Origin of the sequence: Bryocella elongata, from assembly GCF_900108185.1 — a bacterium.
GTDB lineage: Bacteria > Acidobacteriota > Terriglobia > Terriglobales > Acidobacteriaceae > Granulicella > Granulicella elongata.
Genome location: NZ_FNVA01000001.1, coordinates 1,546,288 through 1,562,611 on the forward strand (window position 1 = coordinate 1,546,288; position 16,324 = coordinate 1,562,611).

Sequence of the window (16,324 nt, forward strand, 5' to 3'; positions counted from 1 at the left end):
AGCGCCTTCGCAGGTGCTTCGTACCACTGACTCATAGCAGTCTGTTAGCAGCCGTTAGTTGGCATAAGCTATTGGTTCAAGTGGCGCTTATGAGGCGAGCTACCAATACCCCTATTCCTACAGGAAAGAATGCCCCGTGGGACGGAACGATCGAGACAATCCAACTGACTATGGGCGAGACTCATGGCATTGTCCGTGAGTTCGTCTCCTTCAAGGAAGCCAAGGACATCACCGGCATCAGTGATTGGACTTGGCGCGAATGGGCCGACCTCGGCAAGTGTGCCAGCGTCAAGCTGGGTCACCGCGTGCTGATCCCCGTCTCCGAGATCCAACGCCTTCTCTCCGAAGGTCTCCGCCCCGCTCAACGGCAATCGAAAGCTTCCAACGGAGGTGATCGATGCGCGAAGCAACCAAGCCTGTGAAGGCACAACTCCCGATTCACTCCCAAACGTTGGACCTGCTCAATCGTGGGATGAGGCTCCGTTCCCTCAAGAAAAAGGGGCAAGACGCCAACCCTAAAGGGCTGGTCGACAAAGGCTATTACCGACAGGACTGAGCTCTCCTCTTGGGCGAGGCAAAACCCCGGATGCAACTGGGGCGTCGCGACGGGCGTGCAGTCTGGGTGCTTCGTCGTCGACGCTGACGGAAAAGAGGGCTCCGACACCATCGCTGAATGGCGACGCTGACAACCCGCAATCAGTTCATAGAGCACAACCCCGAGCGAGTAGATGCCCGTTGCAGGAAGGGCTGGAGCTCCGCGAACCTGTTCCGGCGCGGCGTAAGCCAGCGTCATCAAACGCAGGCCTGGTTCTGTGCGCTTCGCGCTCGCGTCCTCGTCTTCCTGTTCCTTGCCGATACCGAAATCGATCAACTTCGGTGTTCCGTCCTCCGTGACCAGGATGTTCGAAGGCTTGAGATCACGATGAACCAGCATGGTGCTGTGCACATGCTGCACGCCGTCGCAGACGGACCTCATCAGCCGCAACCGATCATCGAGAGTGCAATGATGCTCGCGACAGAACTCGTCGATCGGAAGAGCCTTCGTCGCAACGCCGCTCTCCTCGGATAGAGATCCGATTAACTCCATGGCGAACCAGGGAGTCTCGTCCGAAAGCACATCGGAATGAAACAGCTGGGCGATATTGCGATGGTTGAGACTCGCCAGCATACGTTGCTCGCGGACGAATCGAGCATAACGGGCAGGCGAAAGCCGGGCATCGAGAAGAATCTTGATGGCAACGATCTTGCCGTTTCCTCGGTGCCGGGCAAGATAGACGATCCCCATCCCACCCTCGCCCAGAAAATCCCTGAGTTCGTAGGGCCCGAACTCCATCGAGGCGAATTCTTCTTGAGCAGCTCCCAGCATGGTGACGGCGATCGCCGCGATGCCATGATCGACGATGATGTGCGGCTCGCTGTCATTCGCCAGGAGAGCCAGCACCTCGCGTATAAATTCCTTATCGTCGCCGGCTTGGTCGCGGATTGCGGCTTCGCGTTCGTCTTCCGGTAGATCAAGCGCCGAGAAGAAGGCGTGCTGGATGCGCTGCCATCGTTGACTGTCCATAGACTCACCTGGGATGCGCGGCCAGCGTGGACGGCCGCGATGAAAGCTGCATCTTCAGCCACGCCTTGGCAATGACGTGACCTAGAGTGTTGTGAGCCTGTCACATTGGGTTCTTGTGCGAGTATCGGAAGCTTCCTCGATGATGCGAAGAACGCAAGATCGACAACCTATGACCTCAGCCTAAGCTGCCGCGTGTGTCATATGTGGACAAGCGTGCCTTTCAACAACGGAGAATCCCCTAGGGCGCGTTTCCGGCAACGCCAGATGGCTATCTTCAGCCTGGACACCGTTATCTTGCACGACTTCGCTTTGGGCAACCTGTAAGCCCGGACCGTCGCCGTACAACCGCGGAGTATTCGCAGCAGAAGCGCGGTCTGGCGCAACGTCGAGCTTGTGGTCTTGCGCACCACCCGCGCGGCACGGATCGATCATTCGACTGGCGCTATCAGCTACGGCGTCCTGGGCAATCCCAGGATTGGCGTGCGCAGGGGGGCTGCAAGACCGATGAAGAGACTAACGCTGCCTGCGGAGGAGTTAGTGACCCAAACATTCCCCTCGCCATCAATGGCGACGCCGGCTGGCTGGGCTAGTCCAGCATCGCTGCCGAAGCCGGTTGCCGTTGCGAGTGCCGTGCTGAGGCTGCCGGCGCTGGAAGCGGAGAAGCCGCTGAGGGTGCGGCTCTGGAAGTTCGTCACCCACACGTTGCCTGCGCCATCGATGGCGAGGGACTGCGGAAACGCCAGGCCGCCGGAGCCTGTGAGGGTCTGCAGGATCGTGCCGCCTGCATTCATCTCGAGCAGTGAGGAGGCATCGTAGTCGGTGATCCACACGTTGCCCGAGGGATCGAGTGCGATGCCCGAAGGAGCATCGTGGCAGCAGGCATAGGGTGTCACCGAACCGCCGGCGGTGACATGGACCGCGGCCCCGTAGGCGGCGAACCATGCGTCACCAGCGGCATCAGCTGCTACAGCGACAGGATAGGGCAAACTTGCCGAGACGTAGGCGGCAGTCCCAGCGGCAGATGTGCCGTCTGCGTTCAGCAACGTCGCGGAGGCCTGTCCGTAGTCAGCGACCCACAGCTTCCCCGCAGGCGTGACCGCGATGGCGGCGGGAAAGTAGATGCCTCCGTCGACATAGCCCGTGCCGGAGAGTACCTGCCCGGCGGAGTTCAGCTTGGTAACGCTGCCGTCTCCGCCGTTGACTCCGCTCTGGGACTCCGTATTGGTGATCCACGCGTTGTCCTGCGCGTCGATCGCAACACCGTACGACTCGTAGAGACTCGCGTCGGCAAATCCGTTTCCTGCTGCTGGCTCCCCGAGAGGTGAAAGCTTGGTCGCAGCACCGGCGACGTTAGCCACCCATGCACTGCCTGTGGAGTCGATTGCGACCGCGCTGGGGTTGTTTAGCCCGCCGCCACTGCAGGTGAGGGCCATCGTCCAGTCCGGCGGAGCGCTGCTGAGCCGCGGCGTGAAGGCAGTCGACGAGCCTGCGAGTGCGTCGAGCCGTGCGACGTTCTTCGCGGGTTGATGCGCGATGTTGAGAGCGGCATCGATGGTGTTGGAGGGTGCGGAACCGCTGCTGGAGGGTGCGAGCGCAAAGAGCGTACCGCACGTCGAGCCATCGTTCGCGATACCGCCCTTTGTGGCGGTGCAAGCCGCCAGAACATCCGCGAGCGTGTTCAGCTTCGCGGCGGGCAACGTCACCGTCGCAGGCAGGGTGGTTCCAGGCGCTGCTCCGGAGGACGTATTTACGAGGGCCTGCGCAAGCTCCATCGCATGGGCGAGTCCCATGGCATTCGTAGCGCTGGCGCCCAGCGCGGTCGAGCTCCCCATGAACTGCGCCAGAGCGTAGACACTCGCAAGGGTGGTGAGTTCATTGAGGGTGACGGACGCACCCGTGCCGAGGTTCGCGCAGTCGCCTAGCACCGCCATCAGCGCGAGGCTGCTATTGACGCCCTGCCCTGGATTGCCACCCGACGCCACCAGATAGAGCTGCTGCCCGCTGGTGCAGGTGTAGGACGTCGTGCTGAAGCCGCCATCGGCCGCCGTGGTCACGGACTGCGTGAGCAGACTTACAGAGCTCGCCTTGTATCCGCTGGTGCTGGCGGCGTAGAGCGAGATCGTTGCTCCCGCAACGGGCTGCTGGCCGGCATGCACATGGCCCTGGAGGACGGCCCCTTGAGGGGTAACGGTCGTGACGGTGCTGGTCGTCGTGGAGATGGTCCCTGCGCAGCCGAGCATGACCACCATAGCGACCGAGGCCGCGAGACGCAGCCACAGGTCGGGCGAGGCCAGGTGACGCCACGTATGTTCTGCCTGTTCCTGATGCGTCAGCATGCTCGGGCGGCGACTTCCTCGAGGCCACACTCTGCGGTGACGCTCACTTGCGGCTGCTTCTCCGCCGCAACAGCTCCACTCCCCCAAAGGCAGCGACGGCGAAGCTGAAGAGCACATCCGTGGGGAGTTCGGGGGACTCATCGCAACCTCCGATGGCGTGCGCGCGGGTCGCCATGCCCGCCAGCAGGACGATGACGCAGAGTTGCAGCATGCGCTTGTTCTTCATGGGTTCCCTTTACTTCGGATCGATCGCGATAGCGGTCGGTGCGGTGACGCCGGTGGAGACTGTGGTCATCAGAGCTCCGCTGCTGTTCAGGACGTTGAGGCTTTGGTTGCCAGTGTTGCCGATCCATATCTGACCGGCGGGGTCGATGGCGATGGAGCCGGGATGATTGAGCATGCCGGAGCCCGTGAAGGGCGAACTGCCGTACACGCCACCGGAGGACGTGAAGGTGGAGACGCTCGAGCCTCCCAGGTTGGTCACCCAGGCGTTGCCGCTGCCGTCAATCGCAATCGATGCAGGCGCGGAGAGGCCGTTGCCGCTCAGGCTCGACACGACGCTTCCCTGCTGTGAGAGCACGGTGACGGTGTTGTTGCCGGAGTTGGCGATCCAGACATTGCCACTGCCGTCGACGGTCGTGGACTTCGGCGCGGAGATCCCAGTGGGAGCGTAGGTGATCGCCATCGTCCAGTCGGACGGTGCGGTGGTGAGGCGCGGCGAGAACGGCGCCCCGGTATGCACGGAGTTAAAAAAGTTTGAGACGCGCTGCGTGGGATAGTGCGCGATGTTGAGAGCAGCGTCGATGGTGTTGGTCGGGGCAGAGCCACCCGATGGCGTCGCCCACGTATACAGATTGCCGCAGGCTGTTCCACTATCGCCGGCGTGACCGCCCGTCGAGTTGATGCAGTAGGACAAGGCATCGGCCAGCGTATTGATCTCGGCGGTTGGTCCCGTAGCGCCGGCGGGCAATGCGGAGCCCACTGCTGCACCGGTGGCCACGTTCACAAGCTTGTTGACCGACGCGAACGCACGCGCGAGTCCCGCTGCATTCGTGGCGCTGGCTCCGACCGAGGAGTAGTTCGACATGAAGGGCGCTAGAGCGAAGACGCTGCCCACCGTCGTCACTTCATTCAGGTCGACGAAGGTGCTGTCGTTGATGGAGGCACAATCGCCAAGGGCCGCCATGTTCGCAGCGCCGGTGTTCACCCCTGCAACGCCACCGGGCTGGCCACCGATGGCGACGATCCAGAGCTGCTGCCCAGCGATGCAGCTGTAGGCGCTGGACGGGAAGTTGAAGGAGCCATCCGAAGCCGTCGTCACGGTGACGTTGAGCAGGTCGGTCGCCGCAGCGCCATAGCCTGTAACGCCGGCAGCGTAGAGATGAATCGCCGCTCCAGAGATTGGCTGCTGTCCGCCATGGACCGAGCCCTTCAGCTTCGCGCCGGTGATGGCCGTGGTGCCGGTGGCTGTGCCTGCCGACGACAGCAGCCCGCCGCAGCCTGTGAGCGCCAGGCAGAGCAAGGTTGCTCCGGCTGCCGCCGCCTGCTTCATGCATTGTGTGTTGAACATGCTGCTGCTCCTCATCGCGATCTCTTGTTGAAGCCTCATGGCCGTGCTCCCACGGTGGCGCTGCTCACCGCGTTGGCCAGCGGAGCCACCACCGGCGTTGCCGCTCCGATGACCTCCGTCACCGTGTTGCTGCCTTGATTGGCGATCCATACACTGCCAGCACTATCGATCGTGAGGCTTGCCGGCGTGCTGATCGCCGCCGCTGAAGCTACTGGCGTCTGCCCGGTCGCCGCAGAGCCATCGTTGTTGAGCACCGACAACGTGCTGTTGCCGTTGGCGATCCATACGCGGCCGGAGCCGTCGATGGCCAGCGCGGTCGGCAGGTAAAGTCCCGCAAGACTCGCTCCGGCGACGGGGAGCGTCACGCCGGCCTTCGTCCTCGCAATGATGATGTTGGAACTCAATACACCCCACAGGTCACCGGAGCTGTCCACAGCGAGCCCCAGCGCTGTCGCAGAGCCGGAGCTGGTGCCAAATGTTCCGGCGGATACAGCGCTGTCGCTAAGGCTCAACAGCGTCGAGTCGGCATTGAGGATGAAGACGCTCGGAGTGGCTGCGCTGACGGCCACCGAGGCGGCGACTGCCGGCAAGACCGTGCCCGCCACAGTGGCAGCTGCAGAGACGGTCTGCGTGCCGGAGGCCGTCGCAGCCAACGTCACATAGACTTCGCAGCTTCCGCCGGTGGCAAGCGCCACTCCGCTGATCGCGATGGCCGTGCTCGATGGAGAGTAGCTCACGGTCGCCGCGCAAGACTGCGTCATGCTGTTGGCGACCACCTGGAGTCCTGACGGCAAGGTCACATTCACCACGACTGCACTGACAGGACTTCCATTGGTATTTGCAATACCTACCGCGAAGCCGGTGCTCGCACCTTGCGCGAGCGTTGTGGCGGCGCCGAGGAAGTTCGCCGTCACCGTCACCGGAATGGTCACGTTGAAGCTGTTGCTTTGCGCGGTCAGATGGATGGAGTTCGTCAGTGGTACTGTCGCGGTGAGCGTGTTGGCAGCGGCTCCGCGGGTGAAGATGAGATTGCTGAAAGTCGCGACACCCTGGCTCGCGGAGGCCGTCGCTGGCGTGGTGCTGAGGTCGTTCGCGGCGTCGGTCACGCTCACGCTCGGAGAGCCTGCCGACAGGGTCACGCCACTCTCCGTGACGGTAACCACGGGCGCAGGCGCCATTGCTGAGCCTGCATTGACAGAGCTCGGTTGAGTTGAAAACGCCAGAGCATAGTTCGTCTGAACTGCCCCAGCGTCCACGGCCCCTGAAGTACAGAGCGGATTGAAGACATCACCACGCTGGTCGCCAGAGATCCCGCCTGGGACCTGACCGCTGGACCCCGAGCAGATCGCGGTGCTGCCTGGCAGCGGCAGCATGGTCCTCGTCGGGCCGCCGTAGTTCCCGAGCGGGGCAAGCGTAACGGCAGTGCCGATCTGGTTGCCACCCTGGTTCGTGTAGGCGCCAGCGACTTCGGAGTCACCCTGTGCGCTGTTGCCGGCCACGATGGTGTTGCCCAGATTCAGCTGAGAGGCGCTGAAGATTCCCGCGCCGGAGCCAGAGCCGCCGATCGTGTTGCCGGAGATCGTACTGTCATTGATCGCCACCAGCGCGTTGCCGTAGACGCCGGCGCCGTTGCCGTTCGCGCTGATCCTGTTGCCCGCGACTGTGCTGTTCTCCACCACCAGGGGCCCGCTGGTCCAGATGCCAGCGCCGTTGCCGCCTCCGGTGATGGTGTTGCCCGAGACCGTGCTGTTGATCAAGGTGAGGGTGCCCGTGTTGTAGATGCCTGCACCCTTCGCGCCACTGGAGACGGTGACATTGTTGCCCGTCACCGTGCTGTTGGAGAGCGTGAGCGACCCACTATTGGCGATGCCGCTGCCATTCAGCGTCGTGTTGCCGCCCGTGATCGTCAGGTTGTTGAGAGCGACGTTGAGGATGTTGCTGGGAATCGTGAAGACGGTATTGCCGGCGTTGTTGTTGCCGTTGACCGTGACCAGATTCGTGACGCCTCCGCCGGTGCCGGTGGTTGCTCCCGTGATGGTGGTATTCGAGCCCAGTTGCAGCGTGCTCAGGCTGGACAGCAGATTGATCGCCTTCGCTGCGTTGAAGACCGTGGAGTCAAAGGTAATGTTGCCCGAGCCTGTGATGGTGGAGCTGTAGCCGTTGCTCTGCGCGTAGGCGATGGCGTCGCGCAGAGCGCAGGCTGTATCGGTGCTGTTGGTTCCGGACGACGTCTGCGGCGTGCAGTTGGAGGCTGTAGCAGCGTGATCGGCCGTGGTGTTCACGACGAGGTTCGGAATGGAGACCGCGATGCTGCCCGACGTACCGGTGATGGAACTCGTCACCGTGTCGGTAGCAGAAATGGTCTGCGAACCAACGGTGCCCAGCGCTGCCGTGAAGGTCCCCGTGCCGTTGGTGATCGTCGCGTCGGCAGGCAGCGTGGCCGAGCCGTCGCTGCTCGTGAAGTGCACCGTGCCGCTGTAAGCCGTGGTCGGGTCGTTGAAGAGGTTCAGGGCCACTACCGTGTACGGGGTGGTCTGGCCGAGGTAGGTTGACGCAGGTGCGGAGACCGAGAAATTCTGCGCCCAGCCCTGTGCCACGGTGACGATGACGGATCCCGAGAGACCCGTCGCGGCATCGGTCGCCGTCACCGTCTGCTGGCCGGAATTTCCTATGGCAAGATTCTGCTCCACCGTTCCCTGGTTGAGCACGAATGGCGCCGGGGCCCCGAAGTGCGTCGCTGGGCTCGTCATCGTCAAAGCATCATTGTCCGTAGTGGCGACATTGCCGAAGGCATCGTAGGCTGTCACAACGAAGCTCGACCCGGTCCAGTAGGGCACAGGGTTGTTCAAACTCACGACGACAAGAGAGGCCGGCGCGCCTGAGGTCACGGAGAAGGACGTCGAACCGGTGATCGATGAGGTCACCGTGTCGGTCGCCGTAAGGCTCTGCGAGCCTGAGGTCTTCAGCGTTGCGTTGAAGGTGCCAACACCATTCGTCAGCGTGGCGTTGGCCGGCAGCACTGCATTGGAATCCGAGCTCGTAAATTGCACGGTGCCGCTGTAGCTCGTCGCCGTCGCGTTTGCGGCCGTCTCAGCAGTGACGGTATAGGTGAACGCGCTGCCCGCGGTTTGCGAAGATGTAGCCGTGACCGCGAAGTGCGTGGCTGGCGATGACGACGCAGCCACACTGATCGTGTAGTTCTCCGTGTCGGACAAGGCAACGTTTGCGGCGTCTGTAGCCGTGAGTCCGAGACTGAAGGGGCCGGTAACGGTGGGCGTGCCGCTGAGCACCCAGCCATTGCCTCCCGAGGCAAGACTCAACGTCACGCCGGTGGGCAGCGTGCCCGTGTGGCTGTAGGTATAGCTGCCGGAGCCTCCCGCGACGGTGAAGGCCTGGGAGTAGCTCGCACCCTTCGTCAGCGACAGGGTCCCGGCGGCCGGAGAGATCGCCACCGGGACGTAGTAGGTGAACTCATCCTCGAAGCTGGCCGGGCTTGTGCCTGCAGCGTATCCCGTTCCTGCCGTGTACGTGACCGTCGTATCGGTGGTGCCGGCGCTTCCTGCGACGGTCGTCGTCGAAAGCTCTGCGGGAGATGTGCTGGTCGCGGCGACCACGGCGTAGGTCCCACTGCCAGTTCCTGCGGTGTACGAGTTCCCACCGAGGTTCAACGCCGTGAGGGTGCCAGCATCGAGGCCGGTTCCCGAGACGGCAACAGATGTCCCGCCTGTGGTTGGGCCCGTGTTGTAAATCACGCGCCCGACCATCGGAGCGTCACCCGTCACCTGGACGGCTCCCGCGTCGATCGTGCCGGAGGCCGGCCGCGCGGCACCGCGTTGATCGGTGGTCGCTTCGCCGGAGACGTACGTTCCTGCGTTCAAGGCTGGGCTGCCGGCCAGCGGAGGCATGGTCTCCGTGGGACCGCCATACCAAAGAAGATTGGCGAGCTTTGCAGCCACGCCCACCACGTTGCCGTTGCTTCCGTTCGTGGGGCAGGTTGCCGAAGGGGCGTAGCACTCCGCGGCGGTTGATCCTGTGTCGCCCGAGAGGATGCTGTTGTTCACGGTCAGCGTGGCGCCGTTGAAACGGAACGCTCCTCCCGCAGTGCCGGAGTTGGCGTTGAACGTGCTGTTCTGGATGGACAACGTATTGCCCGTTGCAAAGATGGCGCCGCCGACGGAGTTTCCAGCGTTGTCATTGAAGGTGCTGTTGGAGATCGTTGCCGGCGACGAACTGTAGATGGCGCCACCGCCGGTCGAGGTATTCGCGACGAACGTGGAGCCGATGACCGTCAGCGAAGGTCCCGACGAATAAATGCCGCCGCCGTTTCCTATCCCGCTGCTCGCATTGTTTGCGAAGGTACTGTTGGTCACCACCAGCGTGCCGGCGCTGTTCACGCCCGCGCCGTTTCCACTCGATTGACCATTGGCGATCGTCAGCCCCGTGAGCCCGACGATGTTGCCGGAGGCCACCGTCATCACCGGCGTCGAGTTTTGCCCCGAGATCGTGACAAGGGCCGTGGGGCCTGTAATCGACAGGCTCTTGGAAGCAGCCAGAACGCTGTTCAGCTTGATCGTCTGCGCCGTCGTGAAGACCGCAGGATCGAAGGTGATTTCGGCGAAGGTGTCCGCGCTCGCGGCGGCCTGCCCCAGTGCGTCCCGCAGGGAGCAGTTGCCGCTGCTGGCCAGCGTCACGCAGTTGGGTGTGGTCGCGGTGGCGTCCGTCGCGTTGCTGACGACCAGCTGCAGGATCGGACTTACCTGCACCGCGCCGCTGTCGATGGCCGCGCCGGGGACGTTGGGGCGCAGGGTGCCGTTCTGGTCGGTGGTCTGCTCGCCGGTCTGGTAGACGCCCGCGCCGATCGCCGTGCTGCCAGTGGCCGGGGGCATCGTCTGGGTGATGCCGTTGGCGTAGTAGTTCAGCGACTGCAACCCGATCTGCGTGGCCGTCTGGCCGACGACGTTGCCGCCGCCATCGGTATAGGTGCCATCGACGTCATTGTAAGAGCCTGCGGTATTGCCGCTGACGATGCTGTTGATTAACGTCACCGTGCCACTGCTGATGATGCCGCCCCCGGAGCCTGCACCCGAGGCCGAGTTGCCCGTGATCGTGCTGTTGATCACCGTCAGCTTCCCGCCATTTAAGATGCCCCCTCCTAAACCCCCAGGGGCGGAGTTGCCTGTGATGGTGGTGTTGATCAGGGTGACCGTGGTGCCGCCGCCAGTGAAGATAGCTGCGCCGGAGCCCGTACCGCCGTTGCTGCCCACATCGTTGTTGCCGTAGATCGAGCAATCGATCAGCGTCAGGCTCGCACTACTTCCGCCGATGGAGAAAACTGGCTCCGTACTCGAAGTCACGCCCTGGAAGTTGATCCCAGACCATGTGACAGACGAATTGATAATTCCCAGATTCGACCCAACAAGAACGACCGCCCCGCCGCTAACGTTCTCGATCGTATGGCTCCTCGTAAATGAGATCGCGGAGAAAGCCATCGTGCCGCTGGTCGTAATCTGGATGACCGCGCCATTGGGTGCGGTGCCGAGCGCCGTGTAGAGGTTCGCGAGCGTCGTCTGAACGACCGTCTGCGCCTGGGCCACGTTCCCCGCAGTGAAAGCCATGGCGAGCGTTGCCGCCAGTGCGAGCAGCGTCCGCCGTGCTCTGGACTGCGGACGATCCACCCTGTCCTGCTGCTCAGCCCGTGTCCGGAGTGCGCATCCGACGATCCGGCGCTGCAGGAGTTGGAGGGAAGACTTCCAGGCACGTGGAGCGAAGAGCATGATCGGAACCTCAGGGAGACGAAGAAACCAGACAACAGGTGAAGCGAGCGATCGACGATGCGCGTGCGCGAGACATGGGAGAACCTTCTGCGGCTGCCGCAGGCAAGGCTCTCCCGTGGCCTCCTTAAGGAAGCTTGTTTCGCCACAAGGGTTTTGAAAGAAAGGGCCCGGTCTTCTGCCTGAGGCACAGCGATGAAACTCACGAGTTGGCCGGAGCCGAAGGGTGAGGTCAGCGCTGCAGAAGAAGATGAGCCAACATAGGCTGGGTGCTCACGGCATAGCAATGGAACCAGGCTAAAAACGATCTATAATCGCTATGACATCGGTAAATCACTGATTGCAAAGCTCAAAAAGGTATGTGGACTCGTTTGCGCACGTTGAACCTGTCCAGATAAAGGCACTGTCATCGTGTGGGATGGCGTTCGACGCAGCTCGCGGTACTACGAATTCGGGCCCTTCGCCTTTGATCCATCGCAGCAGGACCTTCGGTTCGGCGATGAGGTCGTCCCCCTTCCCAATGCGGTGAACCGGCTGCTGCTGCTCTTCGTGAGCCGGCCGGGCGACCTGATCTCCCGCGACGAGATCGCCTCCACCCTGTGGGACGAACACGGCACCATCGACATCGAGAGTGGCATCAATAATGCCGTCCGCCGGCTCCGCAGCCAGTTGGCGCAGGCGGGTGGGGACGTCGTCTATATCGCCACAGTGGTCGGTACGGGATATCGCTTCGCGGCCCCGGTGACTCTGGTCGTCCCCACGGCCCCACCCGGCGCGACGCCGAAGACCGAAGCGACTGCGACTGCGACTGCGACTGCAGAGGAACAAACGGAGACGTCGCCCTCCTCAAGTCAGCCTTCCCCAAGCCAGCCCGCCGAGCTCCTGATCAGCCCCGCTTCGGCGCAAGCAGGCGAGGGGACGCCGGTCAGCTCGGCTCTCCCTGCAGGTCGCCCTTTGCCTGGGATCTTCCGTGCGCGCAACGTCTTCGCCGCCGCCGCGCTGAGCTTCCTGTTGCTGGCCGCCCTTGGAGTGCGCTGGCTCCATGACGCCGCTCACGCACCAGCGAAAGCCGATGCCCACGCCGGAGAGGCCTCCTTCTTCCGCAACACGCGGCCCATCACCTTCGACGAGCCGGAGGACAATCTCACCGCTCAGGCGATCTCGCCCAGCGGGGAGTCGCTGGCGTATGCGGACCACGCCGGCATCACGGTCCGGGCGATGGCTACCGGGGTCAATCACCTGCTGAACGCTCCAGCGGGCCTGCGCGTGGATCGCATCGCCTGACATCCGCAGGAGCACATGATCCTCGTGAGCGGTGCAGCAGCTGGCTCAGTTCCCCAGCAGGACCAGGTCTGGGCAGTCTCCCTCAGCGGCGACCAGCCCAGGGTGCTCTTCGACAACGCGGAACTCGCCACCTTTTCCCCTGATGGACAGCGGGTGGTCTTTACCCGTGGGCGGCAGACACAGCTCTGGGTCGCGGATGCCAACGGTCAGAACGCCCGCCGATTGCAACCGGAAGACTCAGGAGAGGCGTTCCTCTGGGTACTCTGGTCCCCCGACGGGAAGAGGATCGTCACCGACCGCAGCCGCGATATCCAGCCATCCGCAGAGGAAGCCAAAGCCGCGAAGAACAATCCGGTCGATCAACTCCAAATCGAACACAAATGGATCTACCAGAGCTATGACGCCGAAAACGGAAAGCTCCTGGCGAGTGCACCGGGCCTCCACTTCGACTCGGCTGTACTACTGAGAAGCGGCGAGCTGTTCTTCCCTACGAACACCCGCGACTCCGGGCTCTCGCTTTCACGGGTGATGACCGATCCCGACACCGGAGCGATCCTGGACACCCCCACCATCCTCCAGCCCGGAGCTTCGATATGGGGGGCCAACGGCTACGCTGCGGCTTCCCTTTCGGCGTCGGCCGACGGACATCACTTCTCAGCCATCCTGGACCGGCACGCTACGGATGTCTATGTCGCGGATCTCCACTGGTCCGAGAACACCCCTTCCCTGGAGCACGTCACGCGGCTCACGCATCACACCTCCACCAGTTACCCAACCAACTGGAGCCCCTCCGGCGACGTTTTACTCTTCGACAACGGATATGCTGGGACCTCGGTGGTCGCGAGACAACGTGTCGGCACCGACAAGCTGGAGGTGGTGATCGATACAAAGACCTCCGCGGTCGGTCACTACACCCCGGACGGCCGGTGGATCCTGTTCCTCCAATATGTGGGCGATCCGGCGCGACTCCAGGCGATCGGACGCATCCCGGCACAGGGCGGCACACCGCAGATGCTGTCCGTGCCCGGCGAGCTGGAGAGCTTCAACTGCTCGAACTCGAGCAGCGGCTCCTGTGTGCTGCGAGAGCGCGAGGGCAAGAGCCAGCTGGTGTTCTACGATCTGGACCCTCTGCACGGACGAGGGGTAGAGCTTGCCCGCATTCCATGGAAGCCGACCGTCTTCGGCGACTGGAAGCTATCGTCGGACGGCCGCACAGTCGCCATGGCGGACCATGATCCGGTTCACCCGGGCATCGAACTGCTCTCGCTGCGAGCGGCCGGACACGCAGCGGCAACGCACGAGCTCACAGATCTCCCCCTGCCAGGCTTCGGGTCGGTGCTGGAACCGGTCTGGGCCGCCGAGGGCAGATCCTTCTTCATCGAGACCCACACAGCTGAAGGTTTCGACCTCGTCTACCGTGATCCTGCGGGCCACACGACGCTCCTGCGCCAAAGCCCGGACTCGATCTGGCCGGTCCTCTCACGCGATGGAAAGAAGATCGCCTTCCCAGGACGCACACCACTCAACAGGAATGTCTGGATCGGGACCCGCTGAGTTGGCCTCTCCCTCGCGGTCACATTCATCGAACGTAAGGGGCGCCACCCTCAATGTGTTACTGGCCTGACCTCGTGCTGCGCTCGATCGAGACGTCCAGGACCTTCCGCTCTAGGTGGACCCGGCGATGGTCTCGAACGACCAACAACGCACGCTTGCGGATCATCTACTGACTAACCTGCTCGGTCAGACCGCAGTAGATTGTCTCGACCTTCTCATCAAACAGTGCGGGCTGGGTACCATTCACACGCCGCGATGAGATGACTCGGGATCATTCCATCCAGCCATGTAGCCCCGACTAGTTAGAGGAGGAGAGCGTGCAGAATCTGCAAGATCAAGGTGCTGCAGGCGATCAGTCTTGAAACTCTGGTCGAACACTATAGGCAACACGGGCTGCCGGACATCGTGCAAGGCACACGGCCGCTGGGGAGCGAGGCGGGAGATGACGAGACACGAAAGTCATTTTCCACGCAGACCACGTATCAGGGCTATCTCAAGAAGTGGATCCTCCCTCGCTGGCGTTCGTATCGATTGACGGAAGTAAAACCGATTCAAGTGGAGCAGTGGTTGAAGTCACTGCCCATGTCCAAGGGTTCGAAGGCGAAGATCAGGAACATCATGAGCGCTCTATACAGCCACGGACAGCGTTGGGGGTGGGTAAGCTCCAATCCGATCCGCCATGTCCGCCAGAGCGCAAAGCGTTCCCGAATCCCGACCATCCTCTCGCCAGAGCAGATCAAGCTGTTTCTGGAGAAGCTGGTCGATCTTCCCAAGACAGCTGTTTTGTTGGGCGCCTCTACCGGCCTGCGTGTCGGTGAGATTCTCGGGCTGAAGTGGGAAGATGTCGATTTCGAGACTCTGGAACTGCGTGTCACGAGAGATGTCGTCAAGCAGCGCATCGAGCGTTGCAAGACAGAGGCCTCCCGAAAGCCGGTTCCGATCGGGGCGGAGGTTGCCGAGGTGTTGTTTGCATGGCGGCAGCGTTGCGCCTACAACCAGCCACAAGATTGGGTCTTCGCCAGCCCTGCAAAGCCGGTAAGCAACCATACTGGCCGAGCTCGATCTACCGGGTCTACCTCAAGCCAGTTCTGAGAGACAAGTTGAAGATCACCGATCCGTTCGGCTGGCACACGCTGCGGCACAGCCTCGGCACTCTGATGAAGGCCAACGGAGAGGACGTGAAAACCATCCAGGAGACGCTCCGCCACGCCAACTTCAAGGTGACGATGGATGTCTATACGCAGGCTGTAACAGAGGTAAAGCGGAGTGCCCACAACCGTGTCGTCCGTCAGATCCTGGGCGACTCAGAGAATGAGCACGACACGTAGGAACCCTGGATTCCCACAGACGGGAATCCTTATTGAACCTTTTTGAACCCACGTTTTTCGGGTCCTAAACTTGTAAGTGCTTTGTTTTGTTGGCGTCCCCGACGGGATTCGAACCCGTGTTACCACCGTGAAAGGGGTCGGGGACGCTGTAACTGATTGACAGCATTGGGGACGGTTGGCTTAAATAAGCCGTTTTGGAGCATTCAGGAGCAGTTATTGAACCCTCATTGAACCCACGATCCGCTGTCGTCGGAATGTGGATTCGTTTTCGATACCAAGCTGACCAAACCTCTCCTGCAAAATCGTCCGGGGGATGTGATTTCGGAATGTACCTGGGTGTCGCCTGCTGTCAGTCAAGCTGAACCGCGGATTGTGGACGACAGTGAGCACACTGACGGACTCCAACCGTTGACCAGCCGATTACGAAACGGCCAGGACTTGCGTATGTTGTTGTGAACTATGGTGCGCTGCGGGGAGTTCGGAGGAGTTTCGGGACGTTTATGGAGCCCTATGTACAGCACAGTTGTACAGCAGCCTAGAACCCCAATTGCTGTTGGCATCGTCGGAGGAGCTGACCCCATGTTTCCGTGGTGAAGGGGCCCCGGACGCCGTAACTGATTGTATTTGTTGGGCATGGTTGGCTTGCAAAGGTCGATTTCGAGCTTGGGGGCGCCGATCGCGGATATGGCTCATCTGCCTCGAGGAGGTGATCTCGAAGGAGGGCCCGCGCCATCAATCGGATCTCCGTCAAAACCGGTCGTCTTGGCATCGAAACCTACGATGGCATCAAGGTGGCGTAGCTTCTTCAGCCCGCGCATGGCCCAAGCGCATATACGTTAGACGGCAACTAACCGACCCTAGTTAAATCACCAACCAATCTTTTCGTTAATTCCCTCCCGGCTGAAGGACAGTTGAGG

At 62.1% G+C, this 16,324-nt stretch carries 9 protein-coding genes and 1 tRNA gene; 4 read left to right on the top strand and 6 right to left on the bottom strand.

Annotated elements, in window-relative coordinates; genetic code table 11:
* Positions 1–361: 361 nt before the first annotated feature.
* The 5 genes from C4S68_RS05985 to C4S68_RS06005 form a co-directional block, all read right to left on the bottom strand.
* Entirely contained in the window at positions 362–1,564 is a 1,203-nt protein-coding gene (locus C4S68_RS05985; protein ID WP_103932009.1) for a serine/threonine-protein kinase, read from the bottom strand.
* Positions 1,565–2,013: 449 nt separating this feature from the next.
* Positions 2,014–3,900: an NHL repeat-containing protein gene (locus tag C4S68_RS05990; RefSeq protein ID WP_103932010.1), complete on the bottom strand. Its 1,887-nt coding sequence runs from the start codon at positions 3,898–3,900 to the stop codon at positions 2,014–2,016.
* Positions 3,901–3,943: 43 nt separating this feature from the next.
* On the bottom strand, positions 3,944–4,126 hold the full coding sequence (locus C4S68_RS05995; protein WP_103932011.1) for a hypothetical protein: 183 nt from the start codon (positions 4,124–4,126) through the stop codon (positions 3,944–3,946).
* Between the two features lie 9 nt (positions 4,127–4,135).
* The gene (locus C4S68_RS06000; RefSeq protein ID WP_103932012.1) at positions 4,136–5,470 is read right to left on the bottom strand and encodes an NHL repeat-containing protein; all 1,335 of its coding nucleotides are present in this window, start codon (positions 5,468–5,470) and stop codon (positions 4,136–4,138) included.
* A 35-nt stretch (positions 5,471–5,505) separates the two neighbouring features.
* Positions 5,506–11,145, bottom strand: coding sequence for a beta strand repeat-containing protein (locus C4S68_RS06005; RefSeq protein WP_160115019.1), 5,640 nt, complete (start codon positions 11,143–11,145; stop codon positions 5,506–5,508).
* 507 nt (positions 11,146–11,652) lie between these two features.
* Between C4S68_RS06005 and C4S68_RS06010 the strand changes: the two genes are divergently transcribed.
* The 4 genes from C4S68_RS06010 (at position 11,653) to C4S68_RS23775 (ending at position 15,407) form a co-directional block, all read left to right on the top strand.
* Positions 11,653–12,525 carry a winged helix-turn-helix domain-containing protein gene (locus tag C4S68_RS06010; RefSeq protein WP_160115020.1) on the top strand — a complete coding sequence of 291 codons (873 nt, stop codon included), beginning with the start codon at positions 11,653–11,655 and terminating at the stop codon, positions 12,523–12,525.
* Between the two features lie 15 nt (positions 12,526–12,540).
* Positions 12,541–14,079, top strand: a complete 1,539-nt coding sequence (locus C4S68_RS06015) for a TolB-like translocation protein (protein ID WP_103932015.1) — start codon at positions 12,541–12,543, stop codon at positions 14,077–14,079.
* Positions 14,080–14,418: 339 nt separating this feature from the next.
* Positions 14,419–15,171: a tyrosine-type recombinase/integrase gene (locus tag C4S68_RS23770; protein WP_103932016.1), complete on the top strand. Its 753-nt coding sequence runs from the start codon at positions 14,419–14,421 to the stop codon at positions 15,169–15,171.
* An 8-nt stretch (positions 15,172–15,179) separates the two neighbouring features.
* Positions 15,180–15,407, top strand: a complete 228-nt coding sequence (locus C4S68_RS23775; RefSeq protein ID WP_160115021.1) for a tyrosine-type recombinase/integrase — start codon at positions 15,180–15,182, stop codon at positions 15,405–15,407.
* Positions 15,408–15,497: 90 nt separating this feature from the next.
* On the opposite strand, the gene C4S68_RS23120 is transcribed toward C4S68_RS23775, so the two are convergent.
* A tRNA-Glu gene (locus tag C4S68_RS23120) sits at positions 15,498–15,580 on the bottom strand.
* Between the last annotated feature and the right edge of the window lie 744 nt (positions 15,581–16,324).

What these genes read in the sequence shown, in the direction of transcription:
- C4S68_RS05990 (WP_103932010.1), bottom strand. Translation starts at nt 3,900, where the DNA reads ATGCTGACGCATCAGGAACAGGCAGAACATACGTGGCGTCACCTGGCC.
- C4S68_RS05985 (WP_103932009.1), bottom strand. Translation starts at nt 1,564, where the DNA reads ATGGACAGTCAACGATGGCAGCGCATCCAGCACGCCTTCTTCTCGGCG.
- C4S68_RS06000 (WP_103932012.1), bottom strand. Translation starts at nt 5,470, where the DNA reads ATGTTCAACACACAATGCATGAAGCAGGCGGCGGCAGCCGGAGCAACC.
- C4S68_RS05995 (WP_103932011.1), bottom strand. Translation starts at nt 4,126, where the DNA reads ATGAAGAACAAGCGCATGCTGCAACTCTGCGTCATCGTCCTGCTGGCG.
- C4S68_RS06015 (WP_103932015.1), top strand. Translation starts at nt 12,541, where the DNA reads ATGATCCTCGTGAGCGGTGCAGCAGCTGGCTCAGTTCCCCAGCAGGAC.